This is a genomic window from Saccharopolyspora antibiotica (genome assembly GCF_047200635.1).
Classification (GTDB): Bacteria; Actinomycetota; Actinomycetes; order Mycobacteriales; family Pseudonocardiaceae; genus Saccharopolyspora_C.
The window spans coordinates 34,424-50,621 of sequence record NZ_JBJZOI010000005.1 but is presented as its reverse complement, the minus strand read 5'-3'; the positions used below and the strand labels follow the sequence as shown (position 1 = coordinate 50,621).

At 73.1% G+C, this 16,198-nt stretch carries 17 protein-coding genes; 7 read left to right on the top strand and 10 right to left on the bottom strand.

What is annotated here, in order from left to right; genetic code table 11:
* Positions 1-125 precede the first annotated feature (125 nt).
* The 4 genes from ACL03H_RS04765 (at position 126) to ACL03H_RS04750 (ending at position 3,721) form a co-directional block, all read left to right on the top strand.
* Positions 126-1,184: a metal ABC transporter solute-binding protein, Zn/Mn family gene (locus ACL03H_RS04765; protein ID WP_412809842.1), complete on the top strand. Its 1,059-nt coding sequence runs from the start codon at positions 126-128 to the stop codon at positions 1,182-1,184.
* Between the two features lie 38 nt (positions 1,185-1,222).
* A complete protein-coding gene (locus tag ACL03H_RS04760) occupies positions 1,223-2,068 on the top strand; it encodes a metal ABC transporter ATP-binding protein (RefSeq protein WP_412809841.1) in 846 nt (281 codons plus the stop codon).
* On the top strand, positions 2,065-2,937 hold the full coding sequence (locus tag ACL03H_RS04755; protein WP_412809840.1) for a metal ABC transporter permease: 873 nt from the start codon (positions 2,065-2,067) through the stop codon (positions 2,935-2,937). The genes ACL03H_RS04760 and ACL03H_RS04755 overlap by 4 nt, the downstream gene beginning before the upstream one ends.
* A 301-nt stretch (positions 2,938-3,238) precedes the next feature.
* Positions 3,239-3,721, top strand: coding sequence for an ion channel (locus ACL03H_RS04750; RefSeq protein WP_412809839.1), 483 nt, complete (start codon positions 3,239-3,241; stop codon positions 3,719-3,721).
* Positions 3,722-3,723: 2 nt separating this feature from the next.
* On the opposite strand, the gene ACL03H_RS04745 is transcribed toward ACL03H_RS04750, so the two are convergent.
* The 9 genes from ACL03H_RS04745 to ACL03H_RS04705 form a co-directional block, all read right to left on the bottom strand.
* On the bottom strand, positions 3,724-5,007 hold the full coding sequence (locus ACL03H_RS04745) for an alginate O-acetyltransferase AlgX-related protein (protein ID WP_412809838.1): 1,284 nt from the start codon (positions 5,005-5,007) through the stop codon (positions 3,724-3,726).
* 68 nt (positions 5,008-5,075) lie between these two features.
* Positions 5,076-6,506: an MBOAT family O-acyltransferase gene (locus ACL03H_RS04740; protein ID WP_412809837.1), complete on the bottom strand. Its 1,431-nt coding sequence runs from the start codon at positions 6,504-6,506 to the stop codon at positions 5,076-5,078.
* Positions 6,507-6,660: 154 nt separating this feature from the next.
* Complete coding sequence (gene rlmB / locus ACL03H_RS04735; protein WP_412809836.1) at positions 6,661-7,620, bottom strand: 23S rRNA (guanosine(2251)-2'-O)-methyltransferase RlmB; 960 nt, start codon at positions 7,618-7,620, stop codon at positions 6,661-6,663.
* Positions 7,621-7,627: 7 nt separating this feature from the next.
* Complete coding sequence (gene cysS / locus ACL03H_RS04730; RefSeq protein ID WP_412809835.1) at positions 7,628-9,022, bottom strand: cysteine--tRNA ligase; 1,395 nt, start codon at positions 9,020-9,022, stop codon at positions 7,628-7,630.
* An 88-nt stretch (positions 9,023-9,110) separates the two neighbouring features.
* The gene (locus ACL03H_RS04725) at positions 9,111-9,818 is read right to left on the bottom strand and encodes an HAD family hydrolase (protein ID WP_412809834.1); all 708 of its coding nucleotides are present in this window, start codon (positions 9,816-9,818) and stop codon (positions 9,111-9,113) included.
* 152 nt (positions 9,819-9,970) lie between these two features.
* The gene (locus tag ACL03H_RS04720; protein ID WP_412809833.1) at positions 9,971-10,180 is read right to left on the bottom strand and encodes a hypothetical protein; all 210 of its coding nucleotides are present in this window, start codon (positions 10,178-10,180) and stop codon (positions 9,971-9,973) included.
* 101 nt (positions 10,181-10,281) lie between these two features.
* Positions 10,282-10,764, bottom strand: a complete 483-nt coding sequence (gene ispF / locus ACL03H_RS04715; RefSeq protein WP_412809832.1) for a 2-C-methyl-D-erythritol 2,4-cyclodiphosphate synthase — start codon at positions 10,762-10,764, stop codon at positions 10,282-10,284.
* Positions 10,761-11,462 (bottom strand): 2-C-methyl-D-erythritol 4-phosphate cytidylyltransferase, encoded by a 702-nt coding sequence (gene ispD, locus ACL03H_RS04710; protein ID WP_412809831.1) that lies wholly within the window; start codon positions 11,460-11,462, stop codon positions 10,761-10,763. Before ispD ends, ispF begins: the two co-directional genes overlap by 4 nt.
* 19 nt (positions 11,463-11,481) lie before the next feature.
* Positions 11,482-11,970, bottom strand: coding sequence for a CarD family transcriptional regulator (locus tag ACL03H_RS04705; protein ID WP_184483481.1), 489 nt, complete (start codon positions 11,968-11,970; stop codon positions 11,482-11,484).
* A gap of 288 nt (positions 11,971-12,258) precedes the next feature.
* Between ACL03H_RS04705 and ACL03H_RS04700 the strand changes: the two genes are divergently transcribed.
* The 3 genes from ACL03H_RS04700 to disA all read left to right on the top strand — a co-directional run bounded on the left by ACL03H_RS04700 (position 12,259) and on the right by disA (position 15,518).
* Positions 12,259-12,822, top strand: a complete 564-nt coding sequence (locus ACL03H_RS04700; RefSeq protein ID WP_412809830.1) for a copper chaperone PCu(A)C — start codon at positions 12,259-12,261, stop codon at positions 12,820-12,822.
* A 151-nt stretch (positions 12,823-12,973) separates the two neighbouring features.
* Entirely contained in the window at positions 12,974-14,350 is a 1,377-nt protein-coding gene (gene radA / locus ACL03H_RS04695; protein WP_412809829.1) for a DNA repair protein RadA, read from the top strand.
* A gap of 88 nt (positions 14,351-14,438) precedes the next feature.
* Positions 14,439-15,518, top strand: coding sequence for a DNA integrity scanning diadenylate cyclase DisA (gene disA / locus ACL03H_RS04690; protein WP_412809828.1), 1,080 nt, complete (start codon positions 14,439-14,441; stop codon positions 15,516-15,518).
* On the opposite strand, the gene ACL03H_RS04685 is transcribed toward disA, so the two are convergent.
* The gene (locus tag ACL03H_RS04685; protein ID WP_412809827.1) at positions 15,515-16,138 is read right to left on the bottom strand and encodes a hypothetical protein; all 624 of its coding nucleotides are present in this window, start codon (positions 16,136-16,138) and stop codon (positions 15,515-15,517) included. The genes disA and ACL03H_RS04685 overlap by 4 nt on opposite strands.
* Positions 16,139-16,198 lie beyond the last annotated feature (60 nt).

Below are 16,198 nucleotides of genomic sequence, written 5' to 3'. Positions count from 1 at the left end.
GAGGCTGGTTCGACCACTCACTCCCGGCGTACGGTGAACATGACAACGGTTTCCGTTTGCGGTCGCCGCGAGCCCACCGGCTCCGGTTGCCCCACCTCAACGGTGCATCCCCGAGGAGTGCGTTCATGACCGTCTTCCCCCACCGCGCCCGGCGCGGCGGAACCGCGCTGGCCTGCCTCACCGCCGTCGCGCTCGGCGCGGGCGCCTGCGGCAGCGCCGACTCCGAGCAGGCCGGGAACGACGGTGCGCTCAAGATCGTGGCCACCACCAACGTCTGGGCCGACGTGGCCCGGGCCGTCGGGGGCCCCGGCGTCGAGGTCGAGTCGATCATCGACGATCCCGCCGCCGACCCGCACTCCTACGAGAGCAGCCCCCGGGACGCCGCGAAGGTCAGCGACGCCGACCTGGTCGTGCTCAACGGCGGTGGCTACGACGAGTTCGCCGAGCAGATCCTCGCCGGCTCCGGTTCCGAGAAGCCCACCGTGCAGGCCGTCGAAGGCGGGCACGAGCACGGCCACGACCACGGAGCTCCTGAGCAGGAAGGCGCCGCCGAGGAGCACGAGCACGGCACCGAGGAGCACGGTGCGGACGAGCACGAGCACGAGCACGGCACTGAAGCGCACGGCGCGGACGAGCACGCCGGTCACGACCACTCCGGCAACGAGCACGTCTGGTACGACCTGCACGTGGTGCGCGAGACCGCCGACCGCATCGCCGCCGAGCTCGGCGAGCTGCGCCCCGAGCAGGCCCAGTCCTTCCGCGACGGCGCCGCCCGCTTCGGCGAGCAGATCGAGGGCCTCGAAGGCCGCGTTCAGGAGATCTCCGCCACCGAGCACGGCCGGGAGGTCATCGTGACCGAACCCGTCGCGCACTACCTCGTCGAGGCCGCCGGGCTCACCGACATCACCCCGCCCTCGTTCGTGCACTCCGTCGAGTCGGGCAACGACCCCTCGGCCGCCGCCGTCGCGGAGATCCAGAACGCGGTGCAGTCCCGTCGCGCCGCCGCCGTGATCTACAACCCGCAGACCGAATCCCCGGTCACCGAGTCGGTGCGCGAGGCCGCGGAGCAGAATCGGACCCCGGTCGTCGAGATGACCGAGACGCTGCCGCCCGGCGTGGACTACGTGCGCTGGATGGACGGTCAGATCTCGGCGCTGCGGGACGCGCTGCCCGCCCAGCCCTGACCGCCCGCCCGCTCCCACGACAGATCCGAGAGCCCACCGTGGAACCCAGCACCGACACCGCACCCCCGGACCGCACCGCCGCCTCGGGCCGCGACCCGGCGGTCCGGCTCCGCGGCGCTCGCCTGTCCTACGGCACCCGGACGCTGTGGGACGGGCTCGACCTCGACGTGCACCCCGGCGAGTTCCTCGCGGTGCTCGGCCCGAACGGATCCGGCAAGACCAGCCTGCTGCGGGTGCTGCTCGGGTTGCAGCCGCTCAGCGGGGGCGAGGTGCACGTGGCCGGGGAGCCGGCCCGGCGCGGCAGCTCCCGCATCGGCTACATCCCGCAGCAGCGCTCCGTGGACCCGACGCTCACCGTGCGCGGGAGCGACCTGGTCGGGCTCGGGCTGGACGGGCATCACTGGGGCATCGGCTTCCGCGGGCGCAAGGAGCGCCGACAGCGGGTCGAGCGGGCGTTGCGCGCGGTGGAAGCCACCGAGTACGCGCGGATGCCGCTCGGTCTGCTCTCCGGCGGCGAGCAGCAGCGGCTGCGGGTGGCGCAGGCGCTGGTGGGCGAGCCGGACGTGCTGCTGTGCGACGAACCGCTGCTCTCCCTGGACATCGCCCACCAGCGCAACGTGAGCAGGCTGATCGCCGGGCAGGCCCGGGAGACCGGCGCGGCGGTGCTGTTCGTCACCCACGAGATCAACCCGGTGCTGCCGCTGGTGGACCGCATCCTCTACCTCGTCGACGGCCGGTTCCGGATCGGCACGCCCGACGAGGTGATGACCTCCGCGACGCTCTCGGAGCTGTACCGCTCCGACGTCGAGGTGGCCCGGGTCGGCGGACGGCTCGTCGTCACCGGCACCGATGAAGCAGATCACCACGTCGCGGAGACCGCATGAAAGCGCTGAGCGAGGCCCTGGAACGGTTCTTCGACTTCGGTCTCACGCTGGATCTGCTCGGTTACCCCTTCGTGCAGCAGGCGCTGCTGGCGGCGGCCGCGCTCGGACTCGTGTCCGGGGCGCTGGCGCCGCTGGTGGTGGCGCGGAAGATGTCCTTCGCTGTGCACGGCACCGCGGAGCTCGCCTTCACCGGAGCGGCCGCGGCGCTGCTGCTCGGCGCGAGCGTCGGCGTGGGTGCGCTCGGCGGAGCCGTGGTCGCCGCGCTGCTGCTCGGGTTCCTCGGGCAGCGCGGAGGCGAGCGGGACTCGGTGATCGGAGCGATCCTCTCCTTCGGACTCGGCCTCGGTGTCCTGCTGCTGTGGCTGAACCCGGAGCGGACCGCGAACAAGTTCAGCCTGCTCATCGGGCAGATCGTCGGGGTCGACTCCGCCGACGTGGCGCTGCTCGCGGGGAGCGCGGCGGTCGTGCTCGTGGTGCTGGCGGTCGTCTACCGGCCGCTGCTGTTCGCCAGCGTCGACCCGGACGTGGCCGCGGCGCGCGGCGTTCCGGCCCGGCTGCTCACTCCGCTGTTCGCGGTGCTCGTGGGGGTCGCGACGGCGCTCGGGGTCTACACCGTGGGGGCGCTGCTGGTGCTGGCGCTGATGGTCACGCCGGGGGCGGCGGCCGCGCGGATCACCGCGAGCCCGCTGCTGTCCACCGTGCTCGCGGTGGTGTTCGCGGAGGTCGCCGTGCTCGGCGGCATCCTGCTCTCGCTGGCGCCCGGGGCGCCGGTGAGCGCCTTCGTCACGATCCTGTCCTTCGCGATCTACCTGGTCTGCCGGGCGGCGGGCAACATCCGCCTCCGCCGCATCTCCCGCGCCCCCGCCTGACCCCGCCCGCCCCAGCCGTCCCCGCCCGCCCCCGCCGCGATTTCTCACGAAATCGCTCCCGAACGCGCCCGACCACGCACCACCCGCACCGCCCGACCTGCGGCGATGTACCCGACCCGCGATTTCTCGCGAAATTCCCCTCCCGCCGCCCGGGGGTGCGCGATTTCTCGCGAAATCGCGGGTCGCGGGGCGTGGGGTGGGGCGAATTCTCGAGAAATCGCGTTCGGCTCACTGGATCGGGGTGGCTCGGGTGGGTGAGGTCCGGTCGGTGCCGGCGCGGGGGCGGGGGCAGGCTGGGTCCGTGTTCTCGCCCGGCTCCCGGAACGCGCTGCTGCGCGGTGCGGTGGTCAACGTGGCGGCCCTGGCGCTGTGCTCCGTTGGCTACTTCCTGCTCCCGTTCGACGTGTTCGACCTGACGAACACCTGGGGGTTCACCACCTCGTTCGTGCTCGGCCTGAGCGCGGTGGCCGTGCTGATCGTCCGGCAGGTCCGCCGGTTCCGCACGGGAGGCGTGGCGCTGACCGGCGTGCTGCTCGCCCTGTACCTGGCGGTGCTGTTCTTCGCCGCGGTGTACTTCGGCCTGAACGAGCACTGGCCGGGCTCGGTCGCCTCGCTGCGCACGAAGGTGGACGCGCTGTACTTCGCCCTGTCGATCACGAGCACCGTCGGTTTCGGCGACGCGCACGCCGTCTCGCAGCCCGCGCGGGTGCTGGTGGCGGTGCACCTGGTGTTCAACCTCGCCTTCGTCGGCGCCGCCGTCCAGGCGGTGCGCACCGCCCGCTGAGCTCAGCGCGGGTCGGCGGCGAGGATCGCGCCCACCTGGTCGGCGACCGCCGGGTCGAGCAGGTCGTAGCGCCCGCCGGAGACGAACCGCTCGGAGAGCTCGAAGGTCACCACGTCGCCCTCGGCCAGCAGCGCACCCGTTTCCTGCGGGCGCTTCGCGATCTCCTCCGGGTGCACGACGGCGATGTCGGAGAAGGTGGCCGCGAGGTACGGGCTGGCGAACTGGGTGAACGAGTCCCCCACCATCCGCGTCGGCTGGTCGATCATGCCGGGCTTCACCTCCGACTCCAGCCGCAGCGGTTCGTGGAAGTCGCTGGGCCGGAACCGCGTGTTGTCCGCCCCTCCGTCGGGTGCCAACGAGTACGCCTGGATCGGCACCGTGCGGCTCTGGCCGAGCAGGTCGGGGATGTCCGCGGAGTGCGGGTACGCCCGGCTCGGCAGCACCTTCCAGGTCGCCGTGCTGCCGGGGGCGAGCCGCTCGGCGAGCTGGTAGACCATCGTGATGCCGCCCTCGTGAGTCCAGTGCGTGTCGATGTCGTGGTAGATCGCCCGACCGTTCCGGTCGGCGACCTCGCGCAGCGGCTCCCGCATGTCCAGCGCGCCGGTCTCGCCCGGGATCCGCTGCCAGAACTCCTGCCGGGCCCGGCCCGCGCAGTCCTTCCCGGCGTAGTTCTCGGGCAGGTTCGCCGGGTACATCGTCGACTTGTCGGGTGCGATGACGAGTTCGAACCGCCGCCCGGAGGCCTCGACGACCTGGCGCCACCGCCGCAGACCCGCGATCACCTCGTCCGCGCCGCGCTTGGGCGTGCAGGGGTAGGCGACGTCGTGCCCGAGGTAGAGCCAGCCCGCCTTGCCCTCGATGACCTTCGGGAAGACGCTCTCGTTCAGCGGCGGCCGGGACTGCTCCTGATCGCTGCCGGTGCCGACGGGTGAGCTGTGGGTGCCGGCCTCCAACCGGGCCTGCTCCCCGAACACGCCCTGGCTGATGCCGTGCACCGAGCGCACGGCGGGCCCGCGGAACGGCAGGTTCTCCGCGGCCCAGGGGCTCAGGCCGGTGAGGAAGCCCCAGCCCTCGGTGATGCCCGGGAACTCCGCCAGCGGCCGGTTCTCCAGCTGCTCGGCGCGGGCTCCGAGCAACCAGGTGCTGAACGGGGCGGTGAGGAACAGCAGCGCGCACACCAGCGCCGCCCGCTGCCGCCTGCCGTGCCTCGGCCGGTGCATCGGGTGCTCGCGGGGCAGCCACGACTCGTGGACCGCTGGTAACTCGGTCGGTTCCGTCCTCGACACATCGCACACGTTAGCGGCGCCCCGCACCCCTCGTCCCCGCATCCACGCACCTCACACCCCGCACCGGCTCAGAACTGGTAGTACAGGAAGGGGCTGAAGGTTCCCGTGGCGACGAGGAGTCCGGAGTAGAGCAGGCCCACCGTCATGACGCCGATGCGCAGGGCGTTCGCCTGGCGGGAGCGGACCGATTCCAGGAACGGCCCGGTGCCGGTGGACGCGGGCAGCAGCACCACGACGAGCGCCACCAGCAGGAAGAACACCCGCTGGTGGGTGACCGAGGCGGCGACGATGTCGGTGAGCCCGGCCAGGTCCGGCAGCAGCATGTGCCCGATCATGGTGAGCGCCGTGCCCACGTCCGGCGCGCGGAAGACCACCCAGCCCACCACGACCAGCAGCAGCGTCAGCGCCCGCCGCCCGCGCCGCGCCCAGGGGTCGACGGGCGCGGAGTCGTGCCCGGTGGCTCGCTCGATCACGAGCAGCGCGCCGTGGAACAACCCCCACACCAGGTAGGTCCACGCCGCCCCGTGCCAGAACCCGGTGAGCACGAAGATGATCGTCAGGTTCAGGTAGGTCCGCCCGGTGCCGCGCCGGTTGCCGCCGAGCGGGATGTAGACGTAGTCGCGGAACCAGCGCGAGAGCGACATGTGCCAGCGCCGCCAGAACTCGGTGACGGTCACCGAGGAGTACGGCCGCGCGAAGTTCTCCGGCAACCGGAACCCGAGCATCCGCCCGAGCCCGATCGCCATGTCCGAATATCCCGAGAAGTCGAAGTACAGCTGCACCGTGTAGCCGATGGCACCGAGCCAGGCCACGGCGAAGCTCATGTCCTCGGCCGGGGTCGCGAAGCAGGCGTCGACCATCGGCGCCAGCGTGTCGGCGACGACGACCTTCTTCGTCAGCCCCCAGGCGAAGCGGGGAAATCCAGCGGCGATGTCGTCGAGCCGGTGGGTGCGGGGCTGCGGCAGCTGGTCGGCGATCTCCCGGTAGCGCACGATCGGCCCGGCCACCAGCTGCGGGAACATCGCGATGTAGGTGACGAAGGCGACCGGCTCGCGCAGCGCCGGTCGCTCACCGCGGTAGACGTCGACCACGTAGGAGATGTGGTGGAACGTGTAGAACGAGATCCCGATCGGCAGGGCCAGTTGCAGCACCGGGAAGTCCCCGCCGAACCAGCGGCTCAGCGTCGCCAGCTGCTCGGTCGCGAACCCCGCGTACTTCCACACGACGAGCACCGCGAGGTCGAAGGCGACGGTGCCGAGCAGCAGGTTCCGCCGCTCGCGGTGCGGCCGCGTCCCGTCCGGCTCCAGGGCCCGGCCGGCCATGAAGTTGACGACGATGCACGCGAGCAGCAGCAGCGTCGTCCCGCCCGCCCCGCTGGCGTAGAACACCAGGCTCGCCACGGCCACGATCGCGTTGCGCGCGGAGCGGGGCGCGATGAGCACCGCCGCCAGCACGGCAGGCAGGAAGTACCAGAGGAACAGGGGTGTCGAAAAGTACATCGGTGATGGGCCTCGCCGTGCTGGGAGGACCCGGCCTCCCGATCGTCTCGGCCTCGGAGCCTAGCCGAGCACCCCCGCGCTCCGGTCCGGAACGCGCGTGCTCACCGGCGGCCGAGGTGGGCGTCCCGTCCGGGGCGCCCACCTCGCCGGCGGATCAGCGGGTCCGGCGGCGCCGGGCGACCTCGGCGAGGACGACGCCCGCGGCCACGGAGGCGTTGAGCGATTCGACCTGCCCGGCCATCGGGATGGACACCGTCTGGTCGCAGGTGTCGCGCACCAGCCGGGACAGCCCGCGCCCCTCGGACCCGACCACGACGACCAGCGGGCCGGTGGCCAGTTCCAGCTCGTCGGAGGTGATGTCGGAGTCGGCGTCCAGCCCCACGACCATGAGGCCCTCGGACTTGAGGTCCTTGAGCGTGCGGGTCAGGTTCACGGCCATCGCGACCGGGATCTGCGCCGCGGTGCCCGCGCTGGTGCGCCAGGCCACTGCGGTCATCCCGGCGCTGCGACGCTGCGGCAGGATCACGCCGTGCGCGCCGAACGCGGCCGCCGAGCGGATGACCGCGCCCAGGTTCCGCGGGTCGGTGACGCCGTCCAGCGCCACCAGCAGCGGCGGGAGGCCGGAGTCGTGCGCGTGCGAGAGCACGTCCTCGGGGTGCGCGTACTTGTACGGCGGCACCTGCAGCACGAGCCCCTGGTGCAGCGCGCCCCCGGTCATCCGGTCCAGCTCGGTGCGCGGCACGTCGACCACCGAGATGCCCTTGTCGGAGGCGTTGCGCACCGCGTCCTTGACCCGGTCGTCGGTGTCGATGCCCTGCGCCACGTACAGCCCGGTCGCGGGCACGCCCGCGCGGAGGCACTCGGCGACCGGGTTGCGCCCGGCCACCATCTCCGGCAGCTCGCGCTGCTCGCGCTGCCTGCGGTTCTGGCTCTCGGCCCGGGCCTTGGCGGCGTCAGCGCGCTTCTTCGCGGGGTGCGGCACCCGGTCCTTGGCCTTCGGCGTCGGGCCCTTGCCCTCCAGCCCCTTGCGGCGCTGGCCGCCGGAGCCCTTCACCATGCCCTTCTTGGTTCCCGGCTTGCGGGTCGCGCCACGGCGCTTGTCGTTGCCTGCCAACGTTCGTTCACCCGTCCTTGAGTGTCCACATCGGACCGTCGGGTGTGTCCTCGACGGCAACGCCGGACGCCAGCAGCCGGTCCCGCAACAGGTCGGCGGTGGCGAAGTCGCGCTCCGCCCGAGCCTTCTGCCGCTGCTCCAGCAGGCCGTCGACCAGCTCTGTCAGTGCCCGGCGCGCCGCGTCGTCGGCGCCGGAGTCCTCGGCCCACTGCGGCGAGAGCGGGTCGAGCCCGAGCACGTCGGTCATGGTGCGCACCGCGGCGGCCGCCTCGCGCGCCGCTGCGTCGTCGCCGGCGTCGAGCGCGGCGTTGCCCTCGCGGATCGCGGTGTGCACGACCGCGGCGGCCTGCGGAGTGGACAGGTCGTCGTCCAGCGCCGCGGCGAACTCGGGCCGCACCTCGCCGAGCTCCACCCGGCCGGTGCGCTGCGCGACGCGGCGCACGAAGGATTCGATGCGCCGGTAGGTCGCCACCGCCTCCTGCAGCGCCTCCTCGGAGAACTCCACGGTCGAGCGGTAGTGCGGGGTCACCAGGTAGTAGCGGATCTCGCAGGCGCGGGCGCGCTTGAGCACCTCGGGGATGCTCAGGGTGTTGCCGAGCGACTTCGACATCTTCTCGCCGCTCATGGTCACCCAGGCGTTGTGCAGCCAGTACCGGGCGAACGGATCCCCGGCGGCGCGGGACTGGGCGAGCTCGTTCTCGTGGTGCGGGAACACCAGGTCCAGGCCACCGCCGTGGATGTCGAACTCGGACCCCAGGTAGTAGGTGGCCATCGCCGAGCACTCCAGGTGCCAGCCGGGCCTGCCGTCGCCCCAGGGCGTCGGCCAGCTCGGCTCGCCGGGCTTGGCGCCCTTCCACAGCGTGAAGTCGCGCGGGTCGCGCTTGCCGCCAGCCGCGCTCTCCCCCTGCTGCACCTCGTCGAGCCGCTGGCCGGAGAGCCGCCCGTACTGCTCGGCGTAGGAGCCGACGGAGAAGTACACGTCGCCGCCCGCCGGGTAGGCGTGGTCCGAGTCGATCAGGCGCTGGATGAGCTCGACCATCTGCCCGATGTGCCCGGTGGCCCGCGGCAGCGCCGAGGGCGGCAGGCAGCCGAGCCGGTCGTAGGCCTGCTCGAAGGCGCGCTCGTGCGTGGCGGCCCACTCCCACCAGGGGCGGCCGGCCTGCTCGGCCTTCGCGATGATCTTGTCGTCGATGTCGGTGACGTTGCGGACCAGCCGCACGTCGTAACCGGTGCGGCTCAGCCAGCGGCGCAGCACGTCGAAGTTGAGCCCGCTGCGCACGTGCCCGAGGTGCGGCACGCCCTGCACGGTGGCCCCGCAGACGTAGATCGACGCCACTCCGTCGCAGCGCGGGCGGAATTCGCGCGTGGTGCGGGTCGCGGTGTCGTGCAGGTGCAGGCTCACGCCTCGATGGTACGGGTGTCCCCTGATCGTGAACCACGACAGGGGCCTCGCGTCAAGGCTTCGCGGGAACCCGCGGAGCCCCGGTGGATCACTCCCCGGAGGTGGGCGCGGGCAGCAGCCCGTGCTCGGCGACGGCCGCGAGCAGCGCGTCCGGCCGCTCGGCGGTGGGCACCGGCTCCACGATGGACACCGCGCAGCCGACCGCGGCCGCCCCGCCGTCGGCCTCCTCGCTGTCGCCGATCATGAGCGCCTCCTCCGGCGCCACCCCGATCCGCTCGCAGGCGCGCAGGAACAGCTTCGGGTCCGGCTTGATCACGCCCTCGACGTAGGACATGAGGTACTCGTCGACGAGGTCGGACACGCCCAGCGCCTCGAAGGCGGGGCGGATGTCGAAGGCGATGTTGCTGATCACGGCGATCCGCACCCCGGCCGCGCGCAGCCCGCGCAGCACCGCCGCGGTGTCCGGGTACGGGGTCCAGGACAGCGGGTCCACCAGGCGGCCGTAGAGCGCCTCGGCCTGCTCCCGGGTGCTCACGCCGGAGAGGCGGAGCACCTCCAGGTTCGACTTGCGGTGCATCCCCGGGTCGAGGTCGCGCTGGTCCCAGGCGTCGCGGAACTCAGGCTCGAACTCGACGACCTGGCCGGTCGGCGCGGTGAGCCTGCGCAGCAGCTCGGTCTGCGCCTCCAGGTCCAGCGGGTCGCCGCCGCCGTCGGTGAGCCCGGCGAGCCAGGACTCGTCCTGCTCGAGGCGGAACAACGTGCCGGAATAGTCGAAGAACACCGCGCGCAAGCTCACGGCGCACAGCCTACGGGCCGCGCGCCAGCTGATCCGCCGCTGCGGCCGATCTCACGCCTCGACGGAGCATCGGCGGGCGCCCGCGCCCCGGAGCACTTCGCCCTCCCGGCGAACGACGCTCACGATCACCGAGGTCCGCGCCCAGCGACGGCTCAGCACCGACGGGGGTCTCGGGTGCGGACATCGTCCCGGCAGCGGGGGCCGAGGATGCCGAAGACGCAGGAGGCGGTGCTGATCCACAGCAGCGTCGCGGCCAGCGCGACCGGGCCGCCGCCCGCCCACACCAGCAGCGCGGCGGGCCACGCGATCACGGGCTGCCCGATCACGGCCCCGCGCACCCAGCGATTGCGTTCGATCACCATGCGTCGAGCATGACCCAGCGCGGGCGCTCCGGTCCTGGAGCGCACCCCGAGATCTCCCCGATTTGTCCCCCTGGTGGGGCGGAATTAACCAGATCAGCTGGTCAAGCCGCCGGGAAGAGCAGTGCGGTGGCCACGGCCGCGATGCCCTCGCCACGACCGGTGAGCCCCAGGCCGTCGCTCGTGGTGCCCGCCACGGACACCGGGGCGCCGAGCACCTCGGAGAGCACCCGCTGCGCTTCCTCGCGGCGCCTGCCGATGCGCGGCGCGTTGCCGATCACCTGCACGGTGGCGTTGCCGACCCGGAACCCGGCTTCGCTGATCCGGGAGACGACCTCGGCCAGCAGCTCCGCGCCGTGCGCGCCCGCCCACCGGTCGTCGCCGGTGCCGAACACGGCGCCCAGGTCGCCCAGCCCGGCGGCCGAGAGCAGCGCGTCGCAGAGCGCGTGCGAGGCGACGTCGCCGTCGGAGTGACCGCTGCACCCGTCCACCCCGGGCCAGTGCAGCCCGGCGACCCAGCACTCCCGCCCGGCCTCGACGGGGTGCACGTCCACGCCCTGCCCGATCCTCGGCAGCGGTCCGGTCACCGGGGTTCTCCGATCGGTTCGGCGGCCAGCACCGACTCGGCGACGGCCAGGTCGAAAGCAGTGGTGATCTTCAACGCGCGCGGGTGCCCCGGCACGGTGCGCACCTCGCCACCGGCCCGCTCCACGAGCCCGGCGTCGTCGGTGGCGGCGTCCCCGGCCGCGTCGTAGGCGGCGCGGAGGACGTCGGGCCGGAAGCCCTGGGGGGTCTGCACGGTGCGCAGCAGCGAGCGGTCGACGGTGGCGGTCACCGCGCCGCCGGGGTCGACCTGCTTGATGGTGTCCGCGACGGGGAGGACCGGGATCACGGCGGGAGCACCGCCGAGCACGGCGTCCACCACGTCCGCGATCATCTCCGGCGGGGTGAAGGCGCGGGCGGCGTCGTGCACGAGCACCACGTCGGCGCCGGGCGCGACTCGATCGACGTCGGCCAGCGCCAAGCGCACGGACTGCGTCCGGTCCGCGCCGCCGGGGACCACGTGCACCGAGCCGGGATCGAACCCGGCGAGCTCGCGGCGGACGACCTCGACCTGGTCAGCCGGGGCGGCGACGACGACGTGGTGCACGCGACCGGAGTCCAGCAGACCGCGGACCGCGCGCACCAGCAGGGATTCACCGGCCACGGGGACCAGCGCTTTCGGCATCCCGGCCCCGAGGCGCACCCCGCGCCCGGCGGCCGGTACGAGGGCCACCACCTTCACGTCGAGCAGGACCCGCCGATCAGACGGCCGTGGCGAGGACTTCGTCGAGCAGGGACTCCGCCTTGCCCTCGTCGGTCCCCTCGGCCAGCGCCAATTCGCTGACCAGTATTTGCCTGGCCTTCGCCAACATGCGCTTCTCACCCGCGGACAGGCCACGGTCCTTCTCGCGCCGCCAGAGGTCGCGCACCACTTCGGCCACCTTGTTCACGTCGCCGGAAGCGAGCTTCTCGACGTTGGCCTTGTACCGCCGGGACCAGTTGGTAGGTTCCTCGGTGTGCGGGGCGCGCAGCACGTCGAAGACGCGGTCCAGACCCTCTTGACCGACCACGTCCCGAACACCGACGATCTCGGCGTTGTCCGCGGGAACGCGAACGGTCAAATCACCTTGCGCGACCTTCAGGACGAGGTATTGCTTCTCCTCGCCCTTGATCACACGGGTCTCGATTGCTTCGATGAGCGCGGCACCGTGATGCGGGTAGACGACGGTCTCTCCGACCTTGAAAACCATGTGTCCTCTGCCCCTTTCGCTGCGCCCAGCTTAGCATGGGCGGCAACTGAGCCTCGACCGGCTCCCACCCGTCGTCGCAGGTCAGGACGCGATCGGGGGTTGACAAACCGCACCCGGACATGCATCCCACAGCCCTCCGCAACCCCCTTTTGATCCAATGTGGACACCTTCCGAACACGAGTCACGGCGCGGGAGCGCGAACCGATGTGGGGTCTGCCTACTGGTCGCGCGAACCGGACCACTAAGCTCCTTCGCGGTCGTCCGGCTATCAGGAAGGACACTGCCACCGTGAGCCGCCCCCAGCACCACCCCTTTCGCGCGCGGTTGACCTCGGCCGCCCTCGGCCTGGGCGCCCTCGTCGCACTCGCCGGTTGCAGCGCGGGTCAGGTCACCGAGACCGACACGCAGGTCGCCGCCGTCCCGGGCGGCAGCGGAGACGCCGGCGGCATCGGCGTCCGCAACGCGACGCTGTCCTTCCCGGAGACCGGGGCTCGCTACCCCGCCGGTTCCTCGGCCCCGCTCGCGGGCGTGCTGATCAACGACACCGGCGAGCTGGACCGCCTGGTGCGGGTCTCCAGCACCTACGCGCGCTCGGCCCAGGTCGGCGAGGAGACCACCCTGCCCTCCCGGTCGGCGCTGCACGCCTACGGCTCCGAGGAAGTCCACGCGGGCGGCCCGGAGCAGCGGCAGGTCTCGATCACGCTGCAGGGCCTCACCCAGGACATCACCCCGGGCGTGACCATCCCGGTGACCTTCGAGTTCGAGAAGGCGGGTCCGCTGACCGTGCAGGTGCCGATCGGTGAGGACTCGACCCCGCGCCCGGACACCGGCGGCGGGGACTCGCACCACTGACCTGCGCGAACGGCCGATCTCGGCCCGCACGCCACCCGAAGGCCGTCCCGCACCGGGGCGGCCTTCGGCGCGTCCGGGGCCGGGCCGGGCCGACACCCCGGCGCCGTGTCGGCCGGGGGCGCGGTCGGCGCGGACGGCTAGCCTCGGGTCCGTGCCTGCCAAGAACACCCGCACCGCCCGGCCCGGGTTCCGCTGCGCCGAGTGCGGCCACGAGGTCGCGAAGTGGGTCGGACGCTGCCCGAAGTGCCACGAGTGGAACACCGTCGAGGAGGCGGCCCCGGCCAAGCCCGCGTTCGCGACGCTGACCGCCGCGGCGCCCGCGACCTCCGCCCGCCCGATCGCCGAGGTGGACCTGGACTCGGCGCGGGCGGTGCCCACCCACATCGCGGAGCTGGACCGCGTCCTCGGCGGCGGGATCGTGCCGGGCGCGGTGATGCTGCTCGCCGGCGAGCCCGGGGTGGGCAAGTCGACGCTGCTGCTGGAGGTCGCGCACCGCTGGGCGGCGGCCCGCACCGGCGGCCCCTCGCTCTACATCACCGGCGAGGAGTCGCCGGGCCAGGTGCGGTTGCGCGCGGAACGCACCGACTCGCTGGACCCGGAGCTCTACCTCGGCTCGGAGAACGACCTGTCCGCGGTGCTCGGCCACGTCGACGCGATCAAGCCGGGGCTGCTGATCGTGGACTCGGTGCAGACGGTGCAGTCCCCGGACGTGGACGGGACGCCCGGCGGGGTCACCCAGGTGCGGGCGGTGACCTCGGGACTGGTGGCGCTGGCGAAGGAGCGCGGGCTGCCGGTGGTGCTGGTGGGCCACGTGACCAAGGACGGCGCGGTGGCCGGGCCGCGCGCGCTCGAGCACCTCGTGGACGTGGTGCTCAACTTCGAGGGCGACCGGCACTCCTCACTCCGGATGCTGCGGGGCATCAAGAACCGGTTCGGCCCGGCCGACGAGGTCGGCTGCTTCGAGCAGCGCGACGACGGCATCGCGGAGGTCACCGACCCCTCCGGGCTGTTCCTGAACCGGCAGGAGGCCGCGGTCCCCGGCACGGCGGTCACGGTGATGGTGGAGGGCAAGCGGCCCCTGCTGGCCGAGGTGCAGGCGCTGGTGGCCCCGACCCAGATGCAGATCCCGCGCCGCGCGGTGAGCGGCCTGGACTCGGCGCGGGTGTCGATGACGCTGGCCGTGCTGGACAAGCGCGGCAGGATCCGCACCGGGGAGAAGGAGGTCTTCGCCGCGACGGTCGGCGGGATGAAGGTCACCGAGCCCGCGGCGGACCTGGCGGTGGCGCTGGCCATCGCCTCCTCCGCGCTGGACGTCCCGCTGCCGCCGAACATCGTGGTGATCGGCGAGGTCGGCCTGGCCGGGGAGATCCGCCGGGTCAGCGGCGTGGGACGGCGGCTGGCGGAGGCGGCTCGGCTGGGCTTCGACCGGGCGCTGGTGCCGCCGGACTCCGGCCGGTTGCCCGCCGGAGTGCGGGCGACCGAGGTGCCGGACCTGCAGACCGCGCTGAAGTCGCTGCGGTCCCGCTGATCGCCGATCGGCGGATCCGCCCCGGCGAGCGGGCCGGGCGGCGGTATCGCCGGGCAAGACCGATCCGGGAGCGGGAGGAGGAGGACCGGTGGCGGAGAGCGGCCAGCCCGAGCAGCTGCGCGCCACGCTGGCGTGGCTGGCGCCGGGCACCTCGCTGCGCGACGCGCTGGAGCGGATCCTGCGCGGGCGCACCGGGGCGCTGATCGTGCTCGGCTACGACCGCACCGTGGAGTCGATCTGCGACGGGGGCTTCCGGCTGGACGTGGAGTTCAGCGCCACCCGCCTCCGGGAGCTGTCCAAGATGGACGGTGCGGTGGTGCTGTCCACGGACGCGACCCGGATCCTGCGGGCGAACGTGCAGCTGGTGCCGGATCCGACGATCCCCACCGACGAGTCCGGCACCCGGCACCGCACCGCTGAGCGCACCGCGATCCACACCGGGCACCCGGTGGTCTCGGTGAGCCAGTCGATGAGCCTGGTCAGCGTCTACATCCACGGCCACCGGCACGTGCTGTCCGGCTCGCCGGAGATCCTGTCCAGGGCCAACCAGGCGCTCGCCACGCTGGAGCGCTACACCGCGCGGCTGGCCGAGGTGACGCACGCGCTGTCCGCTCTGGAGGTGGCGGACGCGGTCACGCTGCGGGACGCGATGACGGTGGTGCAGCGGCTGGAGATGGTGCGGCGGATCTCCGACGAGATCGAGGGCGCGGTGGTGGAGCTGGGCAGCGACGGCAGGCTGATCGAGCTCCAGCTCGACGAGCTGGTCGGCGGCATCGACGTGGACCGGGAGCTGGTGGTGCAGGAATACCTCCCGACCGCGGGCGGGATGCCGACCTCGGAGCAGGTGGACGCCGCGCTGGCGAAGCTGGACGCCACGGCGCTGCTGGACCTCGCGGCGGTGGCGCAGGCCTTCGGCTACCGGGGCGGGGCGGAGGACCTGGAGGGAGCGCTGCGCCCGCGCGGCTACCGGCTGCTGGCGCGGGTCCCCAGGCTGCCCGCGGCGACGCGCGGGCAGCTGGTCGCGCACTTCGGTTCGCTGCAGGCCCTGCTGGCGGCGGACGTCGAGCGGCTGCGGGCGGTGGAGCACATCGGCGAGTCCCGCGCCCGGCAGATCCGCGACGCCCTGCTGCGGCTGGCGGAGTCCTGCACGACGGACCACTACGTCTAGCCGGTGATGCGGAAGGGCACCGGCTCGCTGACGAGGCGGTCCAGCCGGGCTCCGACGACGTAGTCGCCCGCGGGGGCGGTGTCGCGCTCGGCGGCGCACTGGCTCGGGCTCGCGTCGCGGGTGGAGGCGACGCCGGTCCACCGGATCTCGTTGCGGACGGAAGCACCGGGGGCGAGGAGCGGCTTCTCGTTGGTGGATTCGACGTGGCAGTCGCTGCTGGACCAGTAGCGGGTGCCGTCGGCGGTGGAGACGACGATCTCGCGGAGCATCCGGTCGGTGTCCCGGACGCAGGCCGTGGAGCTGGCGTTGGTGAGGACCATCCGCAGCGCGATCGGTTCCCCCGCCGGGTTGTTCGCCCGGACCGGTTCCGCGGCGATCCGCAGGTCCTGGTCGGCGCACGGCGGGGGTGGCGGCGGGGGTGCCGCGGGCCGGGCCGGGGCGGCGTGCGGTTCCGGGGGCGGGAGCGCGGCCTGCGGGGCGGGGTGCGGGGCGCGGGTGGTGCCGACGAGCACCGCGGCGGCCCACACCGCGGCCGCGACGGCCAGCAGGATCACGCCGAGCGCCAGGGCGCGGCGGCGCCAGTACACCTCGCGGGGCAGCGGTCCGATGGGGTCCAGCACGATCCGACAGTAACCCCGTGATCCGGCTGGACGGACCAAGGCGAGCACACCCGATCAGGT

Bases quoted from the DNA above. Each gene is read 5' to 3' on its own strand.
- ACL03H_RS04705 (WP_184483481.1), bottom strand. From the start codon at position 11,970: ATGGTTTTCAAGGTCGGAGAGACCGTCGTCTACCCGCATCACGGTGCC.
- ACL03H_RS04720 (WP_412809833.1), bottom strand. From the start codon at position 10,180: ATGGTGATCGAACGCAATCGCTGGGTGCGCGGGGCCGTGATCGGGCAG.
- ACL03H_RS04740 (WP_412809837.1), bottom strand. From the start codon at position 6,506: ATGTACTTTTCGACACCCCTGTTCCTCTGGTACTTCCTGCCTGCCGTG.
- ACL03H_RS04755 (WP_412809840.1), top strand. From the start codon at position 2,065: ATGAAAGCGCTGAGCGAGGCCCTGGAACGGTTCTTCGACTTCGGTCTC.
- ACL03H_RS04765 (WP_412809842.1), top strand. From the start codon at position 126: ATGACCGTCTTCCCCCACCGCGCCCGGCGCGGCGGAACCGCGCTGGCC.